The 25259-nt window shown below is 57.3% G+C and carries 31 protein-coding genes and 1 pseudogene; 17 read left to right on the plus strand and 15 right to left on the minus strand.

The annotated features are described in order from the left end of the window. The first annotated feature begins 56 nt into the window (after nucleotides 1-56). From CAI21_RS17355 to CAI21_RS17370, 4 genes are all read left to right on the plus strand, one after another. The gene (locus CAI21_RS17355; protein WP_116303448.1) at nucleotides 57-677 is read left to right on the plus strand and encodes an ankyrin repeat domain-containing protein; all 621 of its coding nucleotides are present in this window, start codon (nucleotides 57-59) and stop codon (nucleotides 675-677) included. Between the two features lie 170 nt (nucleotides 678-847). Then, nucleotides 848-1465, plus strand: coding sequence for a hypothetical protein (locus CAI21_RS17360; RefSeq protein WP_116303449.1), 618 nt, complete (start codon nucleotides 848-850; stop codon nucleotides 1463-1465). Between the two features lie 287 nt (nucleotides 1466-1752). After that, nucleotides 1753-2403, plus strand: a complete 651-nt coding sequence (locus CAI21_RS17365; protein ID WP_116303450.1) for a hypothetical protein — start codon at nucleotides 1753-1755, stop codon at nucleotides 2401-2403. 122 nt (nucleotides 2404-2525) lie between these two features. After that, nucleotides 2526-2780 carry a YdeI/OmpD-associated family protein gene (locus CAI21_RS17370; RefSeq protein ID WP_116303451.1) on the plus strand — a complete coding sequence of 85 codons (255 nt, stop codon included), beginning with the start codon at nucleotides 2526-2528 and terminating at the stop codon, nucleotides 2778-2780. 154 nt (nucleotides 2781-2934) lie between these two features. On the opposite strand, the gene CAI21_RS17375 is transcribed toward CAI21_RS17370, so the two are convergent. Together CAI21_RS17375 and CAI21_RS17380 are read right to left on the minus strand one after the other, a co-directional pair. Continuing rightward, nucleotides 2935-4596: a putative bifunctional diguanylate cyclase/phosphodiesterase gene (locus CAI21_RS17375; protein WP_181919498.1), complete on the minus strand. Its 1662-nt coding sequence runs from the start codon at nucleotides 4594-4596 to the stop codon at nucleotides 2935-2937. A gap of 131 nt (nucleotides 4597-4727) precedes the next feature. Further along, entirely contained in the window at nucleotides 4728-5201 is a 474-nt protein-coding gene (locus CAI21_RS17380) for a PAS domain-containing protein (protein ID WP_116303453.1), read from the minus strand. A gap of 324 nt (nucleotides 5202-5525) precedes the next feature. Between CAI21_RS17380 and CAI21_RS17385 the strand changes: the two genes are divergently transcribed. The 4 genes from CAI21_RS17385 (at nucleotide 5526) to CAI21_RS17400 (ending at nucleotide 8719) form a co-directional block, all read left to right on the plus strand. Further along, nucleotides 5526-6440, plus strand: a complete 915-nt coding sequence (locus tag CAI21_RS17385) for a HEPN domain-containing protein (RefSeq protein ID WP_116303454.1) — start codon at nucleotides 5526-5528, stop codon at nucleotides 6438-6440. Nucleotides 6441-6613: 173 nt separating this feature from the next. After that, nucleotides 6614-7273, plus strand: a complete 660-nt coding sequence (locus tag CAI21_RS17390) for a DUF4304 domain-containing protein (RefSeq protein ID WP_116303455.1) — start codon at nucleotides 6614-6616, stop codon at nucleotides 7271-7273. A 93-nt stretch (nucleotides 7274-7366) separates the two neighbouring features. After that, the gene (locus CAI21_RS26115; protein WP_258868206.1) at nucleotides 7367-7642 is read left to right on the plus strand and encodes a P-loop nucleotide/nucleoside kinase family protein; all 276 of its coding nucleotides are present in this window, start codon (nucleotides 7367-7369) and stop codon (nucleotides 7640-7642) included. Nucleotides 7643-8140: 498 nt separating this feature from the next. After that, nucleotides 8141-8719, plus strand: a complete 579-nt coding sequence (locus CAI21_RS17400) for a hypothetical protein (protein WP_116303456.1) — start codon at nucleotides 8141-8143, stop codon at nucleotides 8717-8719. A 521-nt stretch (nucleotides 8720-9240) separates the two neighbouring features. Here CAI21_RS17400 and CAI21_RS25190 read toward each other — a convergent pair. Then, complete coding sequence (locus CAI21_RS25190) at nucleotides 9241-9783, minus strand: RNA recognition motif domain-containing protein (protein ID WP_258868986.1); 543 nt, start codon at nucleotides 9781-9783, stop codon at nucleotides 9241-9243. A 153-nt stretch (nucleotides 9784-9936) separates the two neighbouring features. Further along, a complete protein-coding gene (locus tag CAI21_RS17410) occupies nucleotides 9937-10959 on the minus strand; it encodes a hypothetical protein (protein WP_116303457.1) in 1023 nt (340 codons plus the stop codon). 515 nt (nucleotides 10960-11474) lie between these two features. Between CAI21_RS17410 and CAI21_RS17420 the strand changes: the two genes are divergently transcribed. The 6 genes and pseudogenes from CAI21_RS17420 (at nucleotide 11475) to CAI21_RS17445 (ending at nucleotide 14643) form a co-directional block, all read left to right on the plus strand. Continuing rightward, a complete protein-coding gene (locus CAI21_RS17420) occupies nucleotides 11475-11834 on the plus strand; it encodes a Ypar14, super integron cassette (protein WP_116303459.1) in 360 nt (119 codons plus the stop codon). A gap of 261 nt (nucleotides 11835-12095) precedes the next feature. Next, the gene (locus CAI21_RS23310) at nucleotides 12096-12524 is read left to right on the plus strand and encodes a hypothetical protein (RefSeq protein ID WP_181919499.1); all 429 of its coding nucleotides are present in this window, start codon (nucleotides 12096-12098) and stop codon (nucleotides 12522-12524) included. A gap of 48 nt (nucleotides 12525-12572) precedes the next feature. After that, nucleotides 12573-13118 carry a hypothetical protein gene (locus CAI21_RS17430; protein WP_116303460.1) on the plus strand — a complete coding sequence of 182 codons (546 nt, stop codon included), beginning with the start codon at nucleotides 12573-12575 and terminating at the stop codon, nucleotides 13116-13118. A gap of 83 nt (nucleotides 13119-13201) precedes the next feature. Continuing rightward, the gene (locus CAI21_RS17435) at nucleotides 13202-13519 is read left to right on the plus strand and encodes a hypothetical protein (RefSeq protein ID WP_116303461.1); all 318 of its coding nucleotides are present in this window, start codon (nucleotides 13202-13204) and stop codon (nucleotides 13517-13519) included. Nucleotides 13520-13610: 91 nt separating this feature from the next. Next, a complete protein-coding gene (locus CAI21_RS17440) occupies nucleotides 13611-13901 on the plus strand; it encodes a hypothetical protein (protein WP_220348671.1) in 291 nt (96 codons plus the stop codon). A 164-nt stretch (nucleotides 13902-14065) separates the two neighbouring features. After that, nucleotides 14066-14643: pseudogene (locus CAI21_RS17445) on the plus strand (NAD(P)H-dependent oxidoreductase). Between the two features lie 45 nt (nucleotides 14644-14688). Here CAI21_RS17445 and CAI21_RS17450 read toward each other — a convergent pair. Then, complete coding sequence (locus tag CAI21_RS17450) at nucleotides 14689-15444, minus strand: alpha/beta fold hydrolase (protein ID WP_116303462.1); 756 nt, start codon at nucleotides 15442-15444, stop codon at nucleotides 14689-14691. 102 nt (nucleotides 15445-15546) lie between these two features. Between CAI21_RS17450 and CAI21_RS17455 the strand changes: the two genes are divergently transcribed. Then, entirely contained in the window at nucleotides 15547-16446 is a 900-nt protein-coding gene (locus CAI21_RS17455) for a LysR family transcriptional regulator (RefSeq protein WP_116303463.1), read from the plus strand. 261 nt (nucleotides 16447-16707) lie between these two features. Here the strand turns inward: CAI21_RS17455 and CAI21_RS17460 are convergent, their stop codons facing one another. Continuing rightward, nucleotides 16708-17928 (minus strand): MFS transporter, encoded by a 1221-nt coding sequence (locus tag CAI21_RS17460; RefSeq protein ID WP_116303464.1) that lies wholly within the window; start codon nucleotides 17926-17928, stop codon nucleotides 16708-16710. A 63-nt stretch (nucleotides 17929-17991) separates the two neighbouring features. On the opposite strand from CAI21_RS17460, the gene ftrA reads away from it, so the two are divergent. After that, the gene (gene ftrA / locus CAI21_RS17465) at nucleotides 17992-18972 is read left to right on the plus strand and encodes a transcriptional regulator FtrA (protein WP_116303465.1); all 981 of its coding nucleotides are present in this window, start codon (nucleotides 17992-17994) and stop codon (nucleotides 18970-18972) included. A 303-nt stretch (nucleotides 18973-19275) separates the two neighbouring features. Here ftrA and CAI21_RS25195 read toward each other — a convergent pair whose 3' ends face one another. From CAI21_RS25195 to CAI21_RS17495, 8 genes are all read right to left on the minus strand, one after another. Then, nucleotides 19276-19401, minus strand: coding sequence for a hypothetical protein (locus CAI21_RS25195; protein ID WP_258868201.1), 126 nt, complete (start codon nucleotides 19399-19401; stop codon nucleotides 19276-19278). 320 nt (nucleotides 19402-19721) lie between these two features. Further along, a complete protein-coding gene (locus CAI21_RS17470; protein WP_220348675.1) occupies nucleotides 19722-20108 on the minus strand; it encodes a hypothetical protein in 387 nt (128 codons plus the stop codon). 421 nt (nucleotides 20109-20529) lie between these two features. Next, nucleotides 20530-20760: a hypothetical protein gene (locus tag CAI21_RS17475; RefSeq protein WP_116303467.1), complete on the minus strand. Its 231-nt coding sequence runs from the start codon at nucleotides 20758-20760 to the stop codon at nucleotides 20530-20532. 16 nt (nucleotides 20761-20776) lie between these two features. Continuing rightward, a complete protein-coding gene (locus CAI21_RS17480; protein ID WP_116303468.1) occupies nucleotides 20777-21184 on the minus strand; it encodes a VOC family protein in 408 nt (135 codons plus the stop codon). Between the two features lie 27 nt (nucleotides 21185-21211). Next, nucleotides 21212-21766 carry a helix-turn-helix domain-containing protein gene (locus CAI21_RS17485; RefSeq protein WP_220348677.1) on the minus strand — a complete coding sequence of 185 codons (555 nt, stop codon included), beginning with the start codon at nucleotides 21764-21766 and terminating at the stop codon, nucleotides 21212-21214. Between the two features lie 34 nt (nucleotides 21767-21800). Next, nucleotides 21801-22349 carry a GNAT family N-acetyltransferase gene (locus CAI21_RS17490; RefSeq protein WP_116303470.1) on the minus strand — a complete coding sequence of 183 codons (549 nt, stop codon included), beginning with the start codon at nucleotides 22347-22349 and terminating at the stop codon, nucleotides 21801-21803. Continuing rightward, the gene (locus CAI21_RS23315; RefSeq protein ID WP_181919501.1) at nucleotides 22343-22501 is read right to left on the minus strand and encodes a hypothetical protein; all 159 of its coding nucleotides are present in this window, start codon (nucleotides 22499-22501) and stop codon (nucleotides 22343-22345) included. The genes CAI21_RS17490 and CAI21_RS23315 overlap by 7 nt, the downstream gene beginning before the upstream one ends. A gap of 97 nt (nucleotides 22502-22598) precedes the next feature. Then, entirely contained in the window at nucleotides 22599-23006 is a 408-nt protein-coding gene (locus CAI21_RS17495; RefSeq protein ID WP_116303471.1) for a GFA family protein, read from the minus strand. Between the two features lie 369 nt (nucleotides 23007-23375). Between CAI21_RS17495 and CAI21_RS17500 the strand changes: the two genes are divergently transcribed. Beyond that, complete coding sequence (locus CAI21_RS17500; RefSeq protein WP_147305160.1) at nucleotides 23376-23636, plus strand: hypothetical protein; 261 nt, start codon at nucleotides 23376-23378, stop codon at nucleotides 23634-23636. 30 nt (nucleotides 23637-23666) lie between these two features. On the opposite strand, the gene CAI21_RS17505 is transcribed toward CAI21_RS17500, so the two are convergent. Further along, on the minus strand, nucleotides 23667-24878 hold the full coding sequence (locus tag CAI21_RS17505; RefSeq protein ID WP_116303473.1) for a S8 family peptidase: 1212 nt from the start codon (nucleotides 24876-24878) through the stop codon (nucleotides 23667-23669). Nucleotides 24879-25259: the final 381 nt, after the last annotated feature.

The raw sequence follows: 25259 nt of genomic DNA on the forward strand, positions 1-25259 counted from the left end.
TCGGGGGGCGGGGTGTCCTTCTGCCCCCGGCAATTAGCCGATAACGCTAGTGGCGAATGATGATGCGTTTCTTTACTACTGTATTTGGCTTTCTCTCGTTAGCCCTGGCTCTTTCTTCTGCGGGAGCGTCGTCGAATCCTTGCCATTTGCTGGCCGGTGCTGTGCCGGAGAAAGTGCATGGAATGCTGGAAGTGTCTGATGGGACAGATGCTTATGAAGGGAAGAGCATCATTTATTACGCTGCGGTGTTGGGAAGGGTCGGCGCGGTTGATGCCTGGGTGTCGGAGGAAAATTGGCGGAGCTTAGACCCTGACATCTTTAGTGGAGCGGTTATCGCAGGCCAGGTAGAGGTTGTTAACGTTCTGTTAAATTCAGGCGTTGACCCGGATTGGCGAGATAGCAATGGTGCGACAGCTCTTTTAGCGGCGGCAGCGTGTGAAAGACTCGACATGGTGGAGCTCTTGATTGAGGCTGGCGCCGATGTGAATGCCCATAATAACGATGGGCTGGACCCACTAATACAGGCCATTGTTTTGGGTGATATCGATATCGTCCTTGCGTTGCTAAACGCCGGCTTTGACTTAAGCCAATCACGGCTTGTTAATGGGCTGGGGCCTCGAGATGTCGCCGAGCGCGTGGGGAACGATGAGATCCTTAAGCTTCTCTATGCGCAGTAAGTATTTTCAGCGTCGGACTGCCTGCTTCGGTTCGTGTCGTACGGGCGCTGAGAGCGAGAGCTGCTTGCCGAAATCGGCCTGAGCGGCGCGCAGAGGCACCCATAAGGTTTGTGCGTTTACGGGAGTTTCCAGCCGCATTTGCCAACTGAAAAGAACGGAAGGATAAGTGAGTGCAAGGGAAACGTCGTATTACAGCGGGGGCGTTGGCCCTAGTTTTAGGTTTATCGCTTGGTGTTCAAGCCACCGCTAAAGAGCCTGCCTCATTGTCGGCGAGTATCGCGAATCACCTCACGGCTTCTCAACCTACCGAGCGTTATACGGCGTGTGTCGTTCTTGCCGAGCTAGACGCCTCTGACGATGCTTTGGCTTCGCTTACAGGCTATGCGGAAAATTCGGCCGATCCTATCGATCGGCTTTGCGCCACGTATGCGTTAGCGCGTTTAACGCAAGAAACGGGCGCTACCGAGCGCTTTTTGGCCATTTACACAGCAGATGACGATCTAGCCGGGACTTTGCGGCGTCGGCACGAGCAGGCGGGGTATCCGCTGGGGCTTCAAGCGCCGCCTGAGCGTTATCTCGCAGAGTTAGCAATTGGCGATGATGTCGCTCTAGACGCCTTACTCTCTCAGCTGCGGGATGTTGATGGCGTACAGGGGCAGGCGTTAATCGATTCTGTTACAGCACTGTTTCGGCGGAAACCTGAACGCGTCCAGCGGGTTGCGGAGGAGGCGGGGGTTTATCTGAGCGACGTTAATGTAGACCGGCATGGAGGCTGTAACGATGACTGAGTTGCTCTTTGTTAGCATTTCCAATCGTTCGCAGCCCGGTCGGGTAGCCCCACCTCGTTGACCCGGTTGCGAAGCCGATGCTCCCGACCAATTCGACCATTTTGTTGTCTAACGTTACCGGGCGAGTGGATCGTAACCGTCAGCCAGATTCATGGTGTTAACAATGTGACACCCAGCTAGCCGCCCTCGGCTCACTGAGTGGCAAAGGCGGTTCACTTAGCGCATTGGGTGTCCCGCGAAGCTCGACTGCCGATTGGAGGTAACCTATCGATTTGCAAGGGTTTTTGATGGTCCTCGATAAAGTTAAGCTAGCCTACGAAGGCGGCCAACTTGTCGTACACTTCATTGACGGCAAGCTGGAACTAACTCTAGAGAAGATCGGCGACCAAGAACTTGAAGTAGCTCGGAATGTGCTTCGGCGCGCCAAGAACAGTAAGAACCCTGTTGCTGACCGTCGCTCGGCCTGTACGCTCATTGAACTCGCCATGAAGCGGTTCGAGACGGCTGGCAACAACGAGATGGCCCGCTTTTTCGGGTCGCTTAGCAATCAAGTTTCTTACTATCAGAAGGCTGTTCAAACAGCCTGTTTGCTCGCGTTCACCTGGAACGAACTCGGCGAGTATGAGCACGCACTGGAGTTCAGGAAGAAGGCTTACCTGCTCTTTCAAGATCTTACTTACGCCACGTTGATGGAAGCGGCCGGCGACCAGATGCATTTTGACAAAGTCACCTCTCGGCTCTGTAAAGAAGAACGGGCACTCGATAAGGTGTTGTCGAAGCTGACGTGCCAAGACTGCGGCCATACCGATCCGATGCACACCAGGAAATGCCAATGTGGCATTACTGAATGCGTATGTCATGCGATGGGACGAGTGTATCGAGAGCGGATGGGAAGTGAGCGCTCATGTGTCCCGCGTTTTGTTCTTGAGAGTAGGTAGCTGGTCACGCCGAACCAGGCGCTGCACCTGACCGGCTGGGCACAACGGCTTTCCAGATTCGTAGCCCACCGAGCCCCGCCGGCAGGTGAGCTGTGTCCTTGGGCGGAGAAAGGATGACTGCTATGAATGATGATCTGTCGAACCTGAAGAGGCAGACTCAGCCAATGCCAGATTTTGTCAGCGCAGCTCTCGAAGAGCGTGGCCTGTGGGAGGAATACCAGCAGCGCCCTGCGTACCAACGCAACGACTATCTCGGCTGGATCAACCGAGCCAAACGCCAGGAGACAAAAGACAAGCGCCTCAAACAGATGCTGGACGAGCTCGAGCAAGGCGGCGTCTACATGAGCATGAAGCATGCGGCGTCACGGAAGTCGTGAGGTGTTTGTTATGGGGGAAAAGGGGACAGATTTATTATTCTCATTCTCCCGTCATCGCTTGGTATGAGGTCGGCGGCTTGACGGGCGAGTAAATAAATCTGTCCCCTTTTGCGGTCCCTTTTGCGAGTACCATGACCGCCTCCAGCGCGGCACCTCAGCGGCCGCGGGTAACGACGAAGCGTTCGAAATCCGCTCCCTCCAGAGGGCGGCTCAAGTAGTAGCCCTGCACGCTGTCGCAGTCATTCTCGGCGAGAAATTCCAGGGCCTCCTGACTCTCGACGCCCTCGGCTACGATGGACAGGTGCAGGGTGTGCCCCATCCGAATGATCGCCTGAACGATAGCGGCGTCATTCGGATCGCTGCTTATATCCCGTACAAAGGCTTGATCTATCTTGAGATCATCCACCGGCAGCTGCTTGAGATAACTCAGGGACGAATACCCCGTACCGAAGTCGTCGATCGACAGGCGTATCCCCAACGCCCTGAGCTCGTTCAGCCGCGTCAGCGCCGCGGCTTCGGTCATTACCATGCTCTCGGTCAGCTCCAGCTCCAGCAGACGCGGCGGCAAGCCGCTGGCTTCCAAGGCCTTGCGGATGCTGCGGATGATAGTCGGGCGCCGAAACTGGGCCGCCGAGACGTTTACCGCAATGCGCAGTTCTGGCAGCCCCGCCAAGCGCCAGGCCTGCGTCTGCCGGCAAGCCTCGGCGAGAACCCAGTCGCCGATCTCGAGGATCAGTCCGCTGTCCTCCGCAACCGGGATAAATCGGTCTGGCGGAATCATTCCCTGCGCGCCGTGGCGCCAACGCAGCAGCGCCTCGGCGCCGACCACCAATCTCGACTTCAGACTGACCTGGGGCTGGAACTGCAGCATCAGCTCTTGCCGCTCCAGGGCCCGGCGAAGATCGTGCTCCAGGTGCAGCCGCTCCATCGCCCGCTGGTTCATCTCCGGGATGAAGAACTGAAAGTTGTCGCGGCCGGCCTGCTTGGCGTGGTACATCGCAATGTCCGCGTGGCGGACAAGCTCTTCCGGATCGCGTCCGTCCTCCGGGAAGACGCTGATACCCATGCTGGTGGAGATATGCAGCTCGTGCGCAACCACCCGATAAGGTGCCGCGATCCGCTGCACGATCTGCGCAGCGAGGTTCGCGACCGCCTCCAGTGATTCTTCCTCCGTCAACAGGATGGCGAACTCGTCGCCACCTTGCCGGCTGACCGTATCGGTGGGGCGGACACAGCCGAGCAGCCGCCGGGCAACTTGCGCCAGCAGCTTGTCTCCCACCGGATGTCCCAGCGTGTCGTTAATGTGCTTGAACCTGTCCAGGTCCAGATACAGGAGTGCCAGCCGGTGGCCATGGCGCTCTGCAGTAGTCACGGCCTGCAGGATACGATCGTGCAGGAGCGCCCGGTTGGGTAGACCGGTGAGCGGATCGTGCACGGCCTGATAACTGAGTTGCTTGGCGAGGGCACGAGTTGTAGTGACGTCGTGCAGCACCAACACGGAGCCGATCAGCCTGCCCGCAGCCGAGCGCAGGGCCGTGGCCCGCAGCTCCACAGAGCGCGCTTCGGCGCTTGGCTGTAGCAGCACAACTTCCAGGGGCTGCGTACCCCCTCCGCCGCCACGGCGTAGCTGATGCACGGGGTTCTCCAGCCGCTGTTGGCTCACTTCGTCGCGCAGAGGCACCACTTCGTCCACCGGCCGGCCGGCAGCCTCCATACGCTGCCACCCGCACAGCGCCTCCGCAGCCGGATTCAGGTAGGTAACGCAGCCACGCATGTCGGTGGTGACAACTCCGTCGGCTATGGACTCAAGGGTCACCTGGGCACGCTCGCGCTCGCGATCCAACTCCCCCAGTGTCTGCTTATAGGCCGTGATGTCGGTATTGATGCCCATCGCGCCGATCAGCCTGCCGCGGGCGTCGTAGAGCGGGCCACCGCTGCTACTGACGGTCACGAGACTGCGTCCTTGCGACGCTGCACCAGCTCGAGGTGGAAGGATCTCCACTCCTTATGCGGGCGCTGTATGCCGCTCTGGAAGCGCCCGCGCTCCTCCGGTAGTTGCAGAAACGTGAAGTCGCGCCCGATCATTTCTTCCGGCGTATAGCCATACACCGACTGGACCGCTTGGTTGACGAAGGTAATCCGCCCGGCGGTGTCGATCGACCAGATAACGGCGCCGGAGGTTTCTACCAGCTGGCGATACCGAGCCTCGCGCTCCGCCGGAGTCCCACCCCCTTGATCCCGTGCGGCTCGGCGAAACCGAAGCTCCATACCTGACCGCAACCACCGGAGCAGCGCGTCCGCGGGCCGACTCAGCAGGTCTGGAGCGAAACCCGTCACCACGATCCACGCACTCTTCAGGCGACGGTGCACCCTCCTCAAAAGGCGCTCTGGGCCTGCGGCCGACTGTTTTCGGGAAACCATGACCAAGCTCCTGAGAGAGAACGCGCAGTGGGGGCGATCACGTCCGACGCGTGAGCGTGATACCCCTATGATGAAATTCACTTTGGGCTGGCCTGGCGGCAGACAAGCAAGCGTATGCGAAATAGCAATGGGACACCCAGCCAGCTGCCCTCGGCTCACGGAGTGACAAAGGCGATTCACTTAGTGCATTGGGTGCCCGCGAAACTCTGAAATCAAAACCTTACAACTTGCCACGTTTGCCTTGGGCTCTGTGCCTTCCCCCTCGCCTATGGCACTATTACCAGATACTTCCCCCATACCACGAAAAACGCTGAGGGCGAGGGTATGCCGCCGCTGGAATATAACCGCTTGGACCATAAGGACATGCGCACGTCGCTAAGCCACTTGCCGGCTGAGAAACAGCAGGAACTAGAGCAGATCACCGGCCTGATTGACGAGGCGGTCAAGCCGGAACTAGTGATTCTCTACGGCAGCTATGCGCGGGGCGATTACAAAGAAGAGAAAGACCTGGCGCCGCAGCGCTGGTCCGGGCATGCCTCGGATTACGATATTTTGGTGGCGGTATCGGATAACACCACCGAATCGGACGGGGAGCTGGAACAGCAGCTTTATGAGCTGTGCAATGCGCAGCACTTCTCGGCGTCTGTCCGGCCCATCGTCCACCGCCTCAGCCACGTCAATCAAAGCCTGCGGGAAGGTCGGTATTTTTTCCTCGACATCAAGCGTGAGGGGCGCGTGTTGTTGGGCAGCAACATCGGCCCGCTGACCGAGCCGGAAGACCTACCGGCGAAAGATCGCCAGCGGATTGCACAGGAATACTTTCAGCTGTGGTTTGAAGCCGCCTCTGAATTTTTTGTTGATTACGAAAACGCTGCTAACCGCAACAGCTTAAGAAAAGCAGCCTTCTATCTTAACCAGGCTACCGAGTCTGCTTATAAGTGCATTCTCCTGGTCCATACCCTGTACTGTCCGCACGAGCATCTGCTGCGCTATCTCGCCCTCGACGCGGCCGAACACGGCCCCGTGTTTAAAGAGATCTTCCCGCACGCAACGAAGCAGGAGCGGGATATGTTCAAGCTGCTCGACAACGCTTACATCGCCGCCCGTTACCATCTCGACTTCAATGTCACTCAAGCAGACCTTGATTACTTAGCGCCCAAAGTGCAGCGTCTGCTGGACGTGACCCAAGCGCTGTGCGAGCAGGAATTGGAGCGCTTGCGGGAGGAAACTAAGAAATAAGCGTGGGCTGCATTGCTTGAGGCATGATGTCGAATGCAGAAGTTCGCTAAGGTACTGGTAATCATCAATATAGGCAGGGCGTTGTGGCAGCCAAAGCGCGGAATCATGAAGCGCGGTTTTTGCCATCATAGCGCGCGCTGTCTACTCACTGTTAGCCGTCCTGAGTGAGCGCAATGCCGAGATCGAAATACGCAGAGGCCGTCGACGAGATCCAGAGCGCCCTGCGTCCGGTGTTGAAGGCCGAAGGCTTCAAGGTCCGTGCGCGAACATTCAACCGTGTTACGGAGGACGGCCTCACCCAGGTCGTCAGCATTCAGATGGGAGCGTCGGATCCTCCGGGAACTACTTACATCCCAGGCCTCCGGGAAAACCTGCATGGACTCTTCACCGTCAATCTCGGAGTCTACGTTCCCGAAGTTGCCAGGCATCATGGTGGCGGCGAAGCGAAGTCCTGGGTTCAGGAGTACCACTGCTGCATACGTGCGCGTCTCGATGAAGCCTCCGGCGAAAAGCAGGACATCTGGTGGCACGCGCGGGCTGAAGATGCAGTGATCGCGGACGTCCGGCGTCGCCTCGACCAGGTGGGACTCCCGTTCCTCAATCGCTACTCAAGCCGGGAGAAGATCCTGGCTGAATGGCAAGACCGATCTGAGAACATGGGGGCAGGCGGTCCGCCACGGATCGTGATGGCGATCATTCTGGCCGAACATGGTCGAAAGGACGAAGCACGGGCACTGCTTGCCCTGCAGGTTCTTGAGACACGTAACCCTGGACATCCGGACTATGTGCGGAGACTCGCGAATCGTCTCAGCGTGGGAAGTCTGGACGGCTAACAACCGGTTGCAACGGACGGTCCGCTGCGCGGCCCGCCGCTGAACCGCAGCGTTATGCAATACGAGGTAAGAAATGAATAAAGGAGTATTGACATTTTCTGTGGAAAAATGGGGGCAGGTAAAACTACAAAGTCTCTTGAAGTTTCCCATGAGCGAAACGCCGTACTGCTTTCTGAAGACGAGTGGCTTACGTCAGTTTATCCAGATAGCATTAAGACACTGGAAGATTACGTAAAATATGCTGGTCGACTCAAGCCTCAAATGAAGAAGCTGGCTCAGTCGATCTTGGCAGCAGGAACTAATGTGGTAATGAACTTTCCTGCAAATACAATTCCGCAAAGAGAGTGGTTTAAAAGCATTTTTTCTTAGATCCAGGCTCCTCACGAGCTAATTTACATCGACCAGCCAAATGAGATTTGCTTGGGGCAAATCGCAAAAAGGCGGATAGAGCAGCCGCAGAGAGCGGCAACAGATACGGAAGAGATGTTTGAGCTTGTTACAAAGTACTTTGTTGCCCCCACATCTGATGAAGGGTTCAACACAACCGTAATTGCGGCAAATGCATAACAATCGCAGGCACGGCGACGCCTTTTCCATTGCGGCTTCGCCTTCATTCCAAAGCCGCGCATACTGCGGGCGTTAAGAGGCAAAGACTGTGGAAATCGTTCCTCTGGCTAATAAGAAGGAGTTCATTACTGAGTTGGCGGAACTTCACCATGCAGAATGTACGGAAAAGAGGACAGATTTATTATTCTCATTCTCCCGTCATCGCTTGGTATGAGGTCGACGGCTTGACGGGCGAGTAAATAAATCTGTCCCCTTTTGCGCGTTAGCTCTTTTGCGAACGCGGGCATTAGCTGTAGTATTATGAATATCGAAACCCTTTCAGAAAAAGTATATGAAGACCTTAATGGTCGTATCACTTCTGTCGAGGACTCAGAGGGTATCGTTATCTATTTTCTGTGTGACGACTGGAACGGATTTTCCTCGTCTAGAGTATTCCAAATCCAATGCTTCGACGTTAAAGAAAGTGATATTCAACCTACATTCTCTGGTGGGGTATTGTTTACTGCCCAGCACCCGTTGCTGTGGAACCATAACGAGACTCATGGCTATCTCTATTATTCGTCAGAGCCTGCTAACCGTTATGAAATTCTAGGTAGAGTCTGGGAGGCACACGAAAAAGTCTTCGGTGGCTGGCGTCCATTAACTGACTACGCAAACACTTATCATGCAGGCCAGTTTATCGAGTTTTGCAAAGGTACCCATGGGCAATTGGCTCAGGGGCCGCGATCTGTTTTAGACGCTTACCAGTCAGCAGTTGCGGGGTTGCTTGAGACGAAATTTGTGGCATCTTTCACACCAGAAGGCGGCTACAAGGCGTTGGTCTTTGACACTTGTTTTGTAATCTGTAAATCAGTTGCAGTAACGGAACTTACCAGCTAACCAGAGGCCTCAGTCGACCGGCTTTCCGCTGCCGCTCCAAACCAGCGGGGGGGAGGGGTCGACCTACGTAGGCTGCTGAACAAAAAAGAGAATAACCCCGAAGATGCGCGCTTTTCAGCGCTTAGCGGCTCCCTTTTGGGGGATCAATTGTTTCTCAAGGGCGAGCGCAGTCCGCGCTTAGCCGCCTGATTTCTGCCCCATAAACGGGGCGCTAAGCACGAAAAAGGTCCCGGCAAACCGGTGATTGATCCGAAGAATCAAAGGGTTCTGCAGGTCCGACCCCGGAGAGCCCCCGAAGAGCCAATGACAGTGGGACTTCTTTATGTAGAACCTCTTCGTCTCAGAGTACGAGAAAATTTTACTTCCGGCTGCTGATATTCGGGGGAGTAGTGGGGCGGCTCGCTCGTTCTGGAGGCATCTGACGAGCGAAAAAAAGCCCGACGTCGCATCGCGACTGCCGGGCTTTTTGGTATCTGGGCGAAACGCGTCGTTAGCGCAAAGCGCCCAGGTCTACCTCGTGCTTACCAGCGCGAGGCGGACGGCTTGCGCTCTTCCGCTTCGTTGACGCGGAGATCGCGGCCGCCGAGGTTCTTGCCGTTGAGGCTGCGAATGGCCGCCTGCGCAGCGTCAGCAGCCATTTTCACAAAACCGAAGCCCCGTGCACGGCCCGTTTCGCGATCCGTCATCAGACGAACTTCGTCGACTTGGCCATGAACCGCGAACATGTCGCGAACTTCTTCTTCGGTGGCAGTGAAAGGAAGGTTGCCGACGTAAATAGAGGTCATATAGATAATCAAACTCGTAAAAGTAAGGCGGCATTTCGTTGAATCGATGCGCCGCTGAGCAATCAGGGCGTACTCGGCTGGCCTGGAAACCCCATGCATGGGCAGGCGGCCGGATAGACCCGCATGATCGAGACCAGTTGTTCTTGGGAAATCCGAGAAAGGCGAGGCGGGAAGCCTCGAAACCGAGAAGGGATCGCGAAAGAATCGGTAGCGAACGGAAGTTAACATACCCGCATTCGCTAGCAGTTGCAATGCTCGATTTGAAAACGATGATGCCATTCCGCGCTCAAGGCGACGCGTTGGGCGCTCGAAGGAACCCTGATGGCGATGACGACAGCAGCAGGACACCCAGCCAACCGCCCACGGCTCGCTGAGTGACAAAGGCGGTTCGCTTAGCGCATTGGGTGTCCCGCGAAGCTCGAGGAGGCGGCCTTAGGACAACGCGCCTTGAGGTTCTCCGGGGGGCACGTCCGCCTTATCCAAAACGGCATTATTGATTATCCACTGCACCACAGCAGCCCCAACTGGAAACAGCAGGATCGCCAAGGCGCACATGACTCCCGTTTTTATTGCCGGTGGTTGCCCCTGCGCTTGCCGGGTTTCGCGTAGCGTTTCGAACAGTTTGACTAGCAATACTGCCGCAGCGAAGGGAACGAACAGCGCTGCCAGGGTTGCCGCCCAAGGGGCGGGGATTTTGGCCGGCGCGGCGACGCTGGTCGCTTCTCCGTGAACCCGGTACAGCCAATAGAAAGCATAGAACGGTACTAGGCACAGCAAGGCAACGGCGATCGGATGACGGTGCTGGGGAATTAAGGCCGTATGGCGTTGCGGTGGTGCTTCATCGAATAAGGTCCGTTTGACGGGAATGAGAAAGAGCAAGCCCAGGGCGGCTACTGTTGCTGTCCAATAGGCGAGGAGGGCGTCGTCAGGGGCGGATATCGAGTCGATGCTATCCAATAGCGCCCGGCTGATGCTGGGGGTTGGGACTTGTTGAATAAACAAGGCAATCCCGAAAAGTATGGCGAATGCCTCGGTGCCGGCGCGCCCACCGGCTAGGATAGCCGGTACGGCGAGAAGTATCGCTGTGCCGGCAAGGCCTAGGCAGAAGAAGCTTACCCCTAGCAACAGCACCGATTCGTGGCTGACTACTCCTAGAGTGGACGCGGAAATCACTTGTACACCTCCGAGGGTGGCCAAGCCCCATAATGGTTGCGACCGGGTCGCGAGCCACCCGGCTAACAGGCCGATGCCGCTGCCGAAATAAAGTAAGGAGTAAGCGCTTTGCAGTGACAACAACGCCGACGAGGAGTTGCGTAGGCCTACGTCCACGGGAAGAAGGTACTGCATCCTCATCGCAATCAGCGCGAAGAGGAGAAAGCCCAGCAGGCCCCAGAATTGGTAAACGCTAATCTGATCCGCCCAATTCCATTCTGGTTTGTTGGCTCCTATGCTCATTCTTATTTCTGTTCCTTCTAAATAACGTGAGCGTTTAACGGGCTGCGCAGCAAAGGCGGTGGCGGCCGTCAGCGGTGCTGCGCTCGCGCTCCTTGTCATCGACTGTTCTCGATCTTCTCGGCAGCTGCTGCCACGCCCGGCGTGCGGACTCGTCGGGGTGCGAACTTTTGTTAAGGGACACTAGCAGAATGGAGGAGGCAACTGAAGGAGCAGCGGGAGCAAAATAACAGGCAAGGAGATCGGCTTGGCCGCTTTACGCCAGTCGACGCCTATTACTCTCACCGAGCGAGTCATGGCACCATAAGCGGGTGCTGCGACAAGAATAAAGATGCTAGAGAAGCATGACGATGATGGGGCCGATAATGCACAGTCTCGATGCCGATTCGCCGATGCGTACCGATTAAGCCATCAGATAGCAGCAGGACACCCAGCCAGCCGTCCGGAATCATGAAGCGCGCGGTTTTTGGCATCATAGGGCGCGCTGTCTAATCACTGTTATAACCCAAGGAGATCCTGTGCTGGTCTGGGATGAGACAGATGTATTAACCGTGCTTGAGGTAATTCCGGAAGTGGAGGGCGACGGCATTTGGCATAGGTACGTAGTTCAAAGGCATGGAATTGAGCTTACTGTCACTATCTACCAATATGACGCTGATGTCTGGTTTGAAATGCGATCATTAGGCATTGAAAAGCCAATTTTCTCCATGCGGATTATCGATTGCCCTGGTATAGCTCGCAAGCTCGACTCTACTGGCGAGTATTTGGAGTTTGCTGCGTCAAAGTGTTTCGGGTCGCGCTATGACGGGGAGCAAACAATACCTTATGGTGCCCGTGTATACGCTAGGCCTACGATCAACGTGGCACTGTTCGGGTAGTTTATAATAAGTCGATTAAGTTCGTTCCGGCCTGGCGGCCTACACCGGACGCCCCTGCCGGGCCGCCGCTTATCATTGGCGTTAGGCCCTTGGAGAAGAGATGCTGCATCACCTGAAAGCATGGGCTGACCAAGCGACTCCTCGCTTACGGGAGCAGCATCTGAGCTGTCAGTTCTCAGGCGTACTCGGTGATGAGAAGTCAGAAGAAAACGTGACTTCAACTTAGAAGTGCAACAAGACCAGTTGGGCGGAAGGTGAGCAATGGTAGGTAACGAAGAAAAATACCGCCGCATGGCACTTCGCCGCGCCGAAGGGTACCGCGAGCCGTCGCCGCCGAAGCGTCCGGTGGCGGCTGCGGAGAGCTACCTCGTAGCCCATGCGTGCTTTACGTGCCGCAAGAGTTTCAAGGTTCATCCGCGCGAGGAAGGCAAGGCAAAGTGCCCATCGTGTGCAGGTGAGCTTCACGTTATGGGGCGCTCGTTTAAAGCTCCGCCGATGAAGGACAAAGAGCAATGGATGAAGGTTCAGGCGCTCTTTGCGCATGGGCTCAGGTTCTTCAGTTACCGTAGCTATCCCGGGGCGCCGAAGTTGCCAGCTCGGTTCAAAGAGGTTGAGCGCTTTGTAGCTGAGCATCCGAACCATCCGTTTCGGGTGGCTGAGCCCAACATCCGCTTGCAGCCGACGGGCTAACGCCCGCGGCTGAAGCGGAGCGTGTGTGCCACTCATAAGGTGTTGCTTATGACTGCGCCCCGTGAGCTTGCTGAGCAAGTTCTGGCTACGGCCAAACCGAGAACCTTATACAGCGCTCTTTTCAATATGGCGAATGCGTACAACCAAGCAGCTGAATCCGCCTGGAGGTCAATAGAGAGTACCGGCAATGCGGACTTTGCCGGACCAGCAATAATGTGTAGGAGCTTTGCCATTGAGCTTCTCTTGAAGTTCTTCATTGCGGCTCAGTCCCCTGACAAGAGATTCAAAGAGCTCAAGGCCGCAGGCGTCAATCTACGGGGCCATACGTATTCCTCGCTCTTCGACCGCATAGATCCCACTGTGCAGCAGGCCATTGCGGACGCCTATTCACAACAATCAGGAAAGTCAGTAGACGTGGCGGGCTTGCGAGGCCTTCTTGTCTCGTTAGGTGATGAGCCATTTGTGACTTGGCGATATGTTTATGAAGCTGAAGCCACTAGCCATATCGATCCTCGTCTTCTGGCTTCAGTGACCCAAGCTCTCGGTGTTGCCGCGCAAAGTATTGTCCGCTCCTTGCGTTCAAGACCGGCATGACCACTAAGGTATCTAACAACAGATTGCAGTGGGACGTCCTCGCCTTCGGCGAGACTGCCACTGAACCAGGGCGTTAAATATCCATGAGTAACCAGATTATGAATCAGCTTCAGATCTCGATCGAAAACCACCTCAGAGAACTGGAAGCGAGAGGCGACATTGTCATTACAACGCCGACGATATCTCCCATAGTGGATGGGCTAGTCTCGTCCTTGCGACACACTTACGAAGGTATGTACGGGGAAGGCGCGTTTACAACATCGGAATTAGAGGCAATATATAGCCTCATTTTTGAGGCGGTTCATGACGAAAGGTTCTTTGATTGGGAGAAGCCAACGCTAACTGGAATGACAAAGGATCAATTCGAGGCACTGGGGCGCAAGATTCGTGATCTTACGTAAATATTTAACAAGTTGCTGCACGCGGGTAAGTTACTCGCTGCGCTCGCAATTTACCGGTGAGCAAAGCGTTATGAGCAAGTGAGAGTCTTAGATGTTTAAGAACCTATTCAAGAAAAAGGGCAGCGAGAAAGAGCAGGATGAGCCACTGGTGCCAACACCAATACCAGCTCTTGTCGCTGTGTTGCTCAACAAAGAACGAGAGAAAGGCTCACCCCTTACCAAGAGCGAGGTTCTTGAAATCCGAGACAATGCGGTTTGCATGATGCTCCCATTGTCGGCGAAGCAGAAAATGGAAGAGTCCAGAGGCTATCCCGATATAGATCCAGAGTTTGCTTGGGAGCACTGGCAAGAGGCAAGAGTGCAGCTCGGCCAAGGCTCATAACCATGCGCTCAAACTCGTTCCGGCCCCTGCAGGGCCTGCACTGAAACAATGGGACACCCAGCCAGCCGCCCTCGGCTCACGGAGTAGCAAAAGGCGGTTCACTTGGCGCATTGGGTGCCCGCGAAGCTCCGCACCCCAAAGCCGGGCATTAGGCATTCACAACCATGAGCAAACGCATTCTTGTAGTCCTTGGCCACCCCAATAACGACAGCTTCTGCGGTGCCATCGCTAACTCCTACATTGAGGGAGCCAAGGCAGCCGGTAATGAAGTTCAACTGATTTCCGTTGGTGACCTGTCTTTTGACCCGGTGCTCCACAAGGGCTACATCTCTATTCAGGAACTTGAGCCCGATTTGGTGGCTGGACAAACTGCAATCACTTGGGCGCAGCATATCGTTTTCGTATATCCCATTTGGTGGGGTGCTATGCCTGCTTTGCTCAAAGGCTTCATTGATCGAATTTTTTGCCAGGCTTTGCCTTCAAGTACCGGAAAGATTCACAGTTCTGGGATCGCCTGCTTTCAGGCCGCTCAGCTCACCTGCTCGTTACAATGGACATGCCGCCTTGGTATTTCCGCTGGGTATATCGCATGCCGGGGCATAATCAAATGAAACGCACCATTCTCGAATTCAGCGGCATCAAACCTGTGGCCGTTTCGAGCTTTGGCCCCATCAGGGGCTCAAGCCAACAAAAACGGGAGAAATGGCTTGCCCAGGCAAATGTATATGGCCGCCGGGCCTAACCACTCGTTCCAGCGGGCGCCCGTACCGGGCGCCGCTGGCCGATCTCATTTGGCTGCGGCGGCGGCCTCTTTGATAAGCGCGGTGACCTCGTCAGGATGTGATATCTGAAGCAAGTGCCCGGCGTCGATCTCGATCAACTTGGCGCCAGAACGTTTGGACATCTGCCGCTGAAGCTCCGGTGTGATGATGCGGTCAGCCGTCGCAATGGCCGCCCAGGCTGGGAGTGTCTGCCATGCGGCGGTCTCGGCCTCGTAGCCGAAGATGGACGCGTTTGCCGGTGTCTGAAACTCCGCGGTGTATCGTGCGTCGGCCTCGGGCAAACCATTCGCCACGTAGGTGATCCAGGCGTCAGGCTTCACCACGTAGTAGCCGTCGTCGAACACTTGAATTGCGTCCTGAGGCAAATCGCCCGGTACCGAGGCGTTGAGATAGGCAAGGCTTTCGCCAACTTCGGGTTGGAAGGCGGCGACGTATACCTGTGCTTTAACGTTCGGGTCGACGCCCGCCTGGCTGATCACCGTCCCGCCATAGGAGTGGCCGACAAGCACAACAGGGCCATCCTGTGCGGTGATCGCGCGGCGTGTGGCAGCAATATCGTGCTCTATCGACGTCATAGGAAGTTGAACCGCCGTGACGTGATAGCCGTCGCTTGTCAGCCGGTCGTAGACCGCGCGCCAAGCGCCGCCGTCCATGTTCATGCCATGGACGAGGACGATGTTGCCGGTCGCCGCCGCCGCGCCAGGCAGGCCTATTACGGCGGCGACCACGGGGCCGAGTAAAGTCAGAAGGATTCGTCTCATTTCAGATCTCCGGCTGTGGTTGAGTTCCACCACAGGATGGGACAGCTCTCAGCTATCTGCGAGAGTGATTTATATGAATAGGTCTATCGCGAAAACTGATTAATGGATCGCCGGGATATCGCCGATCTTCTCGTCTTCCAAGCTATTGTCGAGGCGGGTAGCTTCACTCGGGCGGCGGCGCGGATGGGGCGTGCGCAGTCCGGTCTAAGTCAGGCTGTCAGCGCGCTGGAGGCGCGGCTGGGGGTGCCGTTGCTGGCACGGTCGACGCGCAGCGTCCGGCCAACGGAGGCCGGGCAGCGCCTGCTCGAACAGGTCGCGCCTGCCCTGCGCCAGATCGAGAGCGGACTGTTGGATGTTCGACAGGAGCGCGACCGGCCGTCGGGTACTCTGCGACTGACAGCGATGGAGTATCCCGCCCGTGCGATCCTGGTGCCGGCTCTGACCGAATTCCTGGCGAGCTATCCCGGCGTGCGGGTGGATATCCACGTCAGCGACCGGTTCACCGATATCGTTAAGGGAGGGTTCGACGCGGGGATCCGCTTCGGTACTCATCTCGAGAAGGATATGGTTGCCGTGCCTGTCGGCCCTGACATCAGCGCAGCCATAGTCGCCGCACCGGCCTACTACGCCCGCCGAGGCCGTCCTGAACGGCTCGAGGATCTTGAAGCGCACGATTGCCTCAACTACCGCACTGCCAGCCACGGCGACCTCTTCCGCTGGATGTTCCGGCAGGGCGCGCGAACGGTCGAGATCCCGGTTAAGGGATCGGCCACCTTCAACGACGCGCCGGTGATGATCGAGGCTGCGCTGGCTGGCCTGGGTTTGGCCTATGCGTTCGAGCCGCACGTTGCCGAGCATCTGGCGTCTGGGCGACTGGAGACGTGCCTCGATCAGTTTTGCCCGGTGTGGTCTGGCTACCACCTTTATTACCCGAGCAGACACCAGAAATCGGCCGCCCTTTCGGCGCTGGTGCAGCTGTTGCGGTGTCGGCACCTGCGGTGATGCCTCAGATGACACATGAACTAGCGCATAAGCTAGCGGATACCTATCGACTCGCAGGCTGCCCCGTTCTATTAGCAGCAGCCAGCCGCTTTCGGCCAACTGGGTGACAAAAGAAACGGTCCTTGGGTGTCTTGCAGAAGCTGGGGATCTATAGCTACTCCAGAGATGGAAAACCAGCCCTTATGAGCTGGTTTCCGCTTCAAACGGGATTCTGGAAAGTGTTGATGGCTTCCTTGCCGCATCGAAGGAACCGGAAACCCGTTAGTTGAGTGCTTCCCTGGGCGCTTCTTTATGTAGTCGAACGAAAAAGAATGCAGCCAGCAATGCGCACACTGAGATACTGGCGCCGGCAAGGCTAAGCACCTCTATCGACGCGTAGGACAAAACTAGGCTGCCTGTCGCCGAACCCAGCGCTGCGCCCAGGTAAAGGGCAGAGCCATTAAGTGAAAGGCCCACTGCTGTCGCTTCTGGTGCGAAGCCTGCAATGCGGCTGGACAATGCGGGTACCGTAGCCCAGCCAGCAAGGCTCCAAATGAAGACGAGTCCGTGAAATACCACTGTTGTCCCAGGCCCGGAAGCCATTAGCTTGGCGGTAAGTGCCAGTAGAAGCAACGTGACTATGGTTCCTGCGATAGCGCAGCTTATCGTGACGACAGCGCCAAACCGATCTGCGGCGATTCCGCCAATGATGTTGCCAAATGCCGCACCAATCCCGAACGTTAACATGACCCAGGGGATGCCGGCCTGCGTGATGCCGATCGCGGCCGTTGCGAAAGGAGCTATATAGGTGATCAGCGTAAAACCGGCCATCATTACCAGCATGGTAACGAGCAGCGTGCCGACGATTCGGGGTTGGGTTGCTACGCTCAAGCGCTCGGTCATGGTGATCTTTGGAGCGTGCAAGCCTCCTGGTAGGTTCTTCCACAACGCGATCGTCGCAATCGTGCCGACCGCAGCGATGACGGCGAATGTCGAACGCCAGCCGCCGTAGTTGGCAATCAGCGTTCCGATCGGTACACCGGCAGCCGTGGCGATGGTTACGCCGCCCATCACAATAGCGATGGCGCGGCCGCGACGTTCCGGTTCGACAAGCGACACCGCTACCGAGTTTGCTACGGCCATATACAGAGCACAGCAGACGGCAAGTAATATGCGTGCCGCCATGAGGCTGTAGAAACCCGGACTGGCGGCAGCAAGAATGTTCGCTGCCACGAACACGATCAGCACCGCGAGCAGCAGCCGACGGCGTTCCATATCTCCGGTCAATGTGGCCACCACGGGCCCGAGCAGGGCATAGGTCAAGGCGAATACGGTAATCAAATAGCCTGCCTGTGCAATGTTGACCAAAAGGTCATCCGCTACGTGGGGCAGGAGGCCCGAGAGTACGAAAGCCTCCGTGCCGACGGCGAACGCGCCAATAGCAAGCCAGACCAGTCTTGAGTCCATGATCTTCTCCGTTTTGCAGCTGTGTCTGGCATACATACTGCCCAGCTCTCGCTAGTGCTGGAATTGGCGGAAAAGACAATATCTGGTAGATTTCCGCCAATGCGTACATCATCGGACACCCAATCGCCCTTAGTGGCAATCGTTGCCTATAACCGTTTGTGCATGTTCGAGTTTGGCATTGCGCTGGAGGCGTTTGCCCTGCCAAGGCCTGAACTCAAGCAGTGGTATGACTGCGTCGTGGTAGCAGGAGAGCCCGGTCCTTGGCAGGTGCTGGGAGGCATGACGGCGGTGGCTGATGCTGGTCTTGAGCGGCTGCATGACGCGGACACGGTCGTCATACCGGGCTGGCGAAATCCACAGGAGGCGCCGCCGCAGGATTTGTTGCTGGCGCTGCAAGAGGCCAGCCGGCGAGGAGCACGGTTTCTCTCAATTTGTACGGGAGCATTCGTGCTCGCGGAAGCAGGGCTGCTGGATAACCGTAGGGCCACCACGCATTGGGCTTACGCGCCAGCCTTTCGGGAACGCTTTCCACGCATCACGCTTGAGCCGGATGTCCTGTATGTGGATGACGGGAACGTGATCACTTCCGCCGGTAGCACGGCCGGAATCGACACCTGTCTGCATGTTATTCGTCAAGACCATGGTGCGGCCGTGGCCAACCATGTGGCGCGCACGTTAGTTATGCCCCCTCATCGGGAAGGAGGGCAGGCGCAGTTTACCGGGGCGCCGGTGGCTGTTCGTCCGGAACGAGCCCTAAGCGACGTTCTGGAGTGGGCACGGGAGAGGCTGGATTCCCCGATCACGGTCTCGGATCTTGCCGGTAGGGCAGCGATGAGTGAGCGCACCTTGTTGCGCCGGTTCGTGGAAGTTACTGGCCTGACGCCCAAGGCTTGGTTGACAAAGGAACGGACCTATAGGGCTAGGCTCTTGTTGGAATCTACCGATATGACGCTGGACGCCGTTGCCGAAGCATGCGGTTTCCGTTCCCAGGAAAGCTTCAGGAGCGCCTTTCGCCGGACCCTGAAAATCGCGCCGATGACTTATCGCAGACAGTTTCAGGCTCAGCACCGTCAAGTATAGTCAATGGCCGGAACTAGGGTAACTCGGGGACATATATGGACGCCTCCCCGTGGTCAAGGGTGTTCGTCGATCAAGCAGTGGGTTTGCGGACAACTATCCGGCGTCTGGATGGGGCGGCATTGGCTGGCCCCGCGCCGTGATGAGAGCGGGTCCCTGACCGCCTAGACACCCACACGTGCTCGGTGGGCGACGTGTCCTCGCTTTCAGGTTCTTATCACGGATGACCGGTTGCTTCATCGGTAACCGCAAAACCCAGGGTAAAGTGGTTCTGTTGGTGCTCCTGCTAGTGGTCGTTCTTGCCGCTTAGGCGGCGAAGGCCTTATTCATGTCGAACGCGGCTTCCCGCGCCAGGAAGGCCCAGGCGATGCGGACGCATTGGTTGGCCAGTTGCCACCACGGCTTTGTTGTGCCCGTGCCGTGAATGAGCAACGTACGTATTCTTTGACTTTGGTTTCTACTCAAAAAGTCTGGCGCATCATGACGCCGTGTGAAGGGGAGGCGTCCATCTCATCAGCCATCCAATCAGTGTCACACTTTATGGGTGGCGCAATCACAGGCTAATGCCTAAGTTAAGCCCCGCCACGGCGGTTGACCTCAACATCACCGTACGCTAGGCGGTTAACCCGCTTTGCCGTGGCAAAATGCGGAAGTTTTGTACCCTGTCTTCCGCTAATGTGGTGGGTGTCGTTCGAAACCGCTCCCTTGAGGCGAATGGCTGGCCATTAGCTCACGGCGACGTCGTCGTGAAGTTAGGCGCTTCGCTTCAGCAGTGACCGCCATCGCCACTGCCGGTAACGGTAGAAGACGTTGGCGTAGAGCCAGACAAGAAGTGTGAGCGGGCCCGCCTGAATCTCCACATCATCCGTGTAGCGACACGCTTGCCCTTCCAACTCCTCAACTTTGATTAGGTGGTTCCATATCGGAACTAGGCCGCCCCCCTCGCAGGTGGCAAGCTCTCGCTTCGCGTCGCTAATCTCCTGGAATGTGAGTCGGTGCCTCCAGCCAGGAACCACTCCGAAGAACAAGAGCCTTGTTTCCTCTGTCGCCCCCTCGCGCCACTCGCGTGGAAAGCGGTCGGAGCCCGAGAACCCGAGAAAACCCTTCGTGACGTACAGAAGCGTGTTGCTTTGCTTCACTAGGCTCCACGCTTTTTCGGCCGGAGCCGGCAGTGTACTTGTTATTATCGCTCGCACTTCGCTTCCTTTATTGAGCCTAACAGTGATGAGATAGCGCGCGCTATGAGGGCAAAAAACGCGTGCGTCATAATTCCGCGCTTTGCTACCGGGGGCAGGATATCCACCCAACTTCTGGTCGCCTCACCACTGCCATTTAGCCAATACTTCTACACGTTGACAAGCCATGTCGCGGCATTTATTCGGTAGGCCGGTTGTTTATTCCACCGGGGGCAGATGGATGTCCACCATGTGCCCCTCCACATGCCCTCCGTGCAGGTGCCGGTTTCCGTTCTCGTCTGGGTCTAAACGTGGAAACTCCGCCACTTGAGGGGCCCAGCGCCCGGGTTAACCTGCGGCCGCCGCCAGAGGCGGGGCTGTCGGGTTAAACTGCTGGTTGGGCTTTGCGTGTCCGCCACTTATTGAGATACGGGAGCACGAACAAGTACAGACCGCTGAGTAGGAGCAACGCGAGCGGCAGTAGTGGCGCATAGGTGAGCCAGGCGGTAGGTTCCCCTTGCGCCCTTGCGATAAAGTTGGCGATGACGCTCAACGTAAAGGCGATAGACAGCCAGCGGTGAGCTTGCCGAATCCCGTTGTTCAATGAAGTGTTCATTCGTATCCCCACCGCCTCAGCGGCGTGCCTCAATCATCTTCCACCCGTTTCCCGATGGATCGCGAAAGCCGGCGTCTACAGTGCCATAGCGATCCACAGGCTCCTGCGTGAACTCCACGCCCAGCGCGTGCATCCGGTCATAGGCCGCGCGGCAGTCGTCCACGGTCAGTACGAGCGGCGGCATTACGCCTTTAGCCACGACTGCGTGCAGCGTCTGCGCCGTCGCGGGATCGTGCAGCGGCGGCCCCGGTGTGAACAAACCGAGCTGGAACGACGGTTGGTCAGGATATTGTACCGTCAACCACCGATAATCGCCGTTGCGTACGTCCGTGTGGACGCGGAACCCGAGTTTGTCTACATAGAACGCGAGCGCTTCATCCTGATCTCGCACATACACGCCGACTACCTGGACACCCTGATTCATTGGACCCCCGTTTTGGTTAGCACTCTGTTAGGGTTCTTTTTTACCGCTAGTCGGGCGGCGCCGCTTCTCCAAAACTGAGGTTCTCAGATCGGGGCGCTGCGCTGCGCTGAGAATGCAGGCGGGTACGCTGCCGAGGTCGCGCGCCGCAGCCCGTGCGTGTACCCGGATTGTGCTCGGCTTCTCGCCGGTGATATCGCGAAAAACGCGCCCGAATGTGCCCAGGCTTCGCCAGCCTGTTTGGAAGGCGATCTCGGTGATGGGTAGGTCGCTGTCGCGCAGCATCGTTACGGCCCGCTCAATGCGCCGCGTGAGTAGATACCGATGCGGCGGAACGCCGAAGGCCTCTTTGAATGATCGCGCGAAGTGCGCCTCGGAAACACAGCTCACAGAGGCTAACTGCCGCACGGTCCAATCTTCGTGCGGGGCGGCATCCATCCGGTCCTTCGCGCGCAGCAAGCGCCGTAATAGCTCGGGATTCTGGCTTGTAGGGGAGCCATTCATGCCGCTTTCGGATCTCTGGTCGGCAGCTTCCCCGGCCCAGTCGGCGTGTGTTGGTGTGTTGGGGTCAGCTTGCTTCAGCACTGGGTTTTGCGATCATTGGCATTTAATGCCGGAATTAGGTGGCGCTTCGGGTTAGTACCCATAGCTTGTCGTTTTCCACAAAGCCCAAGCGGCGCGCCAAATTCGCTGACGCTCGATTGCTTTCCAGCGCTCCCCACACGGCAGATTTGCCCCGCTTTTCCATACGGTGCATGAGATGAAGCACGGCGGCCGCCGCGTACCCTTGGCGACGATAGCTCTGAACCGTGTCAATGGAAATGTCCCACAGCGATTCCGTTTCTGCCGCAACGTAGGCGAAGGCCACTGGGCGTTCGCCGTCAAAGGCCGCCACAACTGACACCCCATCTTCCGCAACACGGGAGAGCTCGGCCATTAGGTCAGCCGGCAAATGATCCTGTGCAGCAATCTCGCTCAGGCTGATCTCCCGGCATTGCTTGAGCGGAGCCGGGGGGAGGTGTTCGGGTGTGCTAAAGACCGTAGCAGGCTCCGCTACAAACTCCGGCAGGAGCGATCGCACGCGGTCAATGTTGTTCGCGAAGGCAAGCAGGTCCGTGACCTCGCCGGCGGCCGCCGCGAGGGCCTGAGGTTCCGGCTCGCCTACCACTGCCCCAAACCGTCCGCACTCCAGACTACAAAGCCGCTCCGACTCGGATTCTCAAGCAGCTTGGAATCCGCCCGTTGTAGCAAGGTGCGCGTCTCCACCCATAGCGGCAAGTCTGGCAGACTTGAGAGATAACGCTGCTTTACCTCATCCACCTTCTGCGTCTCCGATTATTAGGCCTATGAGCGTTACGTAACGCTCGAATTAAACCGCGCTGCAAAGCGGTGGCGGCTTGAATGAATTGTTGGCCGTCTACGGCTGTGTATCGAAGACTGTCGCTCCTTCTGGAATCTGATACCAGTCCTGTTTCTCTTGCACCCAAACATGGATAGTCGGATGAACAATGCTTGTATCGTCGAGTGTAGATGGCTTGAGCATGATCTTGTCTGGGTGGTTGGGGCTGAAGTGGTAGATGTGGTTGCTGCATACAGGGCAAAGTTTTGCAACAGTTTTATTTCCGCTGTCCGCAAGTCTACTCCACTCCTTCAACTCGCCTTCGATCTCGATGGCTTTTGAGTCAACCATCGCGGTGATGCTGAAAGCGCTTGTCGATAGCTTTTGGCACTGCTTGCAGTGGCAGGCGGCAATAGCAATGGGCGGCTCATGTAACTTGTAGCTAACTTGGCCACATTGACATGAACCACCTATGGGATAATTCATTTCCGAAACTCCTTCATGACGGCTAACGCCGCGCACACCAGCGCGAGCTTGCGAGCGTCCGGCCGCCGAAGGCTGCGTAGAGCTGCGCTTGGTTAGCCCTAATTCTCGGGGGGCATACTTTGTGGTTATAGGCCGCCAATATATGCCTGAATATTTTAGTTCGGAATAACAATATTCTGTTACTGTCCCATCGCGATACCGCGCGATACCGGACACCCATTCGACCGTGCGCTCGCGGTGGATTAGCCGCTTGATCTGCATCTAAGAAATGGGGTGCCAAGCATGGGAAGACTCTGTAAAATCTGTGTTTTGTCTCTATAATCAAAGAGTTGAATGGTACTGATCCTGGGGAATGTCACGGGGTGTGGAATGGAAAAGCTCGATGACACTCTTAGAGCCATGGTCGAGGAGGCTGAGCGCACGGAGCCCGACCGGGAGATTGCGGTTATCGTAACCGTGACTAAGGGTACGCGCCCTTCTGTTCTCACGGACCTCGGCTTTCACATCGAGCGAGATTATGCATCCATCTCGGCGGTATCCGGACGTGCCACGGCGGCCGTGCTCCGTAAGCTGGTCGCCCTTGAAGAAGTCCGGTGTATCGAACGCGACGGCGAGGTCCGCGCCTCGTAGGGCGCGGCTGTGCACCGGCGCGCGCTCTTGTCAGGGGATGCCGTCAATCTGCGGCGGCACTACGAACTCGCAGGCCGCTCGTTCCGCGTCGATCCTGCCAAAGCCGAATTGATCGTCACGCCCCGGGACACCCAGGTTGTCGGCGGTCCAGGCAAGTAAACGTCGGAGGGTGACGTTGTCCGTATAGCGATGGGCTCCCAAGGCGACGGCCGCCGCGCCGGCCACGTGAGGACAAGCCATACTAGTCCCGCTCAAGGTTCCATACTGGCCCTCGGGCAGAGTGGAGAGCACGTTTACCCCTGGGGCGCACAACTCCACCTCCGGGCCGCGACAACTGAAGCTTGCGAGCGTGTTGGCGCTGTCGATGGCGGACACCGCGATCACCGAGTCGAAACGCGCCGGAGACTCCACAGGGCCGGCGCTATTACCCGCGGCCCCGACCAGCAGGACACCTCGCTGCCAAGCGAGATCGCACATCGCCCGCAGCGCCATCGGAGCGGAGCTTCCCCCCAGGCTCATATTGGCGATGTGAATATCGTTGTTGATGCACCACTCGAGCCCAGCGATCAGGTAGCTCCAGTTCCCGCTGCCCGAGCGGGATAGTACCTTGACCGCATAAAGGTAGGCTGCGGGTGCAACGCCCACCACCCCGGCGCCATTCAGCGCCGCTGCGATCGTGCCTGCGCAATGGGTGCCGTGGCCGTTATAGTCCATCGACTGGCTTTCGTCCGTCACCAGGCTGACGCCGCCGCGGTAGTTGGCGGCTAGGTCCGGGTGATCGCCGTCGATCCCGGTATCCAGTACCGCCACCTTAACCGCTTTGCCCCGGCTGCACTCCCAGGCCCGCGGCGCCTTGACCCTGGAAATGCCCCAAGGGACGGTTTCCGTTTCCTGGGCGGATTGCTCCTCATAGTGCAGCGCCTCCTCTAACCTCGTCGGCATCGCGTAGCAGAGCCCGTCCTCTTCCACCGCGGCTACGTTCTGGTTGGCCTTGAGGGCGTTGATCTCGTCGTCGGTAAGCGTCGCTGCTACGATGGGCGCGGCATACTCGTTGATATCTAGCGCGAGCCGGTCTGGCGGGACCGCCGTCGGTAGCTGGTCGCGACGCTGAAGCGCCCCGACATCGACGAATTCCAGCCTCGCCTTGACGTCATCCTGAACGATCTCTCGCTTGTCCTTCGATTGCTCGGAACGTTGGTCCTTCGGCTTGAAAGTGATCAGAACCTTCTTCCGCTCGGCCATGTGCTCGCTCCTTAAGAGGTCATAGTGGCAAAGTCGGCACCGTTTGTTTCCCGCTTGCCTTCACACGTGTCGACAGCCCTAACAGGCTGCTGGCAGTGTCCATTCATGGACTTTTCCGGCTCGCGGCCCCCGCTGCATGACCGTGTGCCTACCATGGATAAAGCATTTCCGCGTCGGTCCATCCGCACGCCTATTGCGCCGACTCCCGAAACACGTTCTGCCGTAATGCTGAAAATACAATTGTGCTTCCAGTCGGTAAGGACAACCGGCAGAATTAAGCGATAAGCGCAAGGTGAATGAGTCAGCAAGCCTGGAATGGGTTGAGGCGTAGCCGGAATTCAGGGGACAGTTATTCAATTCAGCAGGAGCTTGAGGTGACGT

It is taken from the genome of Alkalilimnicola ehrlichii (genome assembly GCF_003399765.1).
In the GTDB taxonomy this organism is placed as follows: domain Bacteria; phylum Pseudomonadota; class Gammaproteobacteria; order Nitrococcales; family AK92; genus AK92.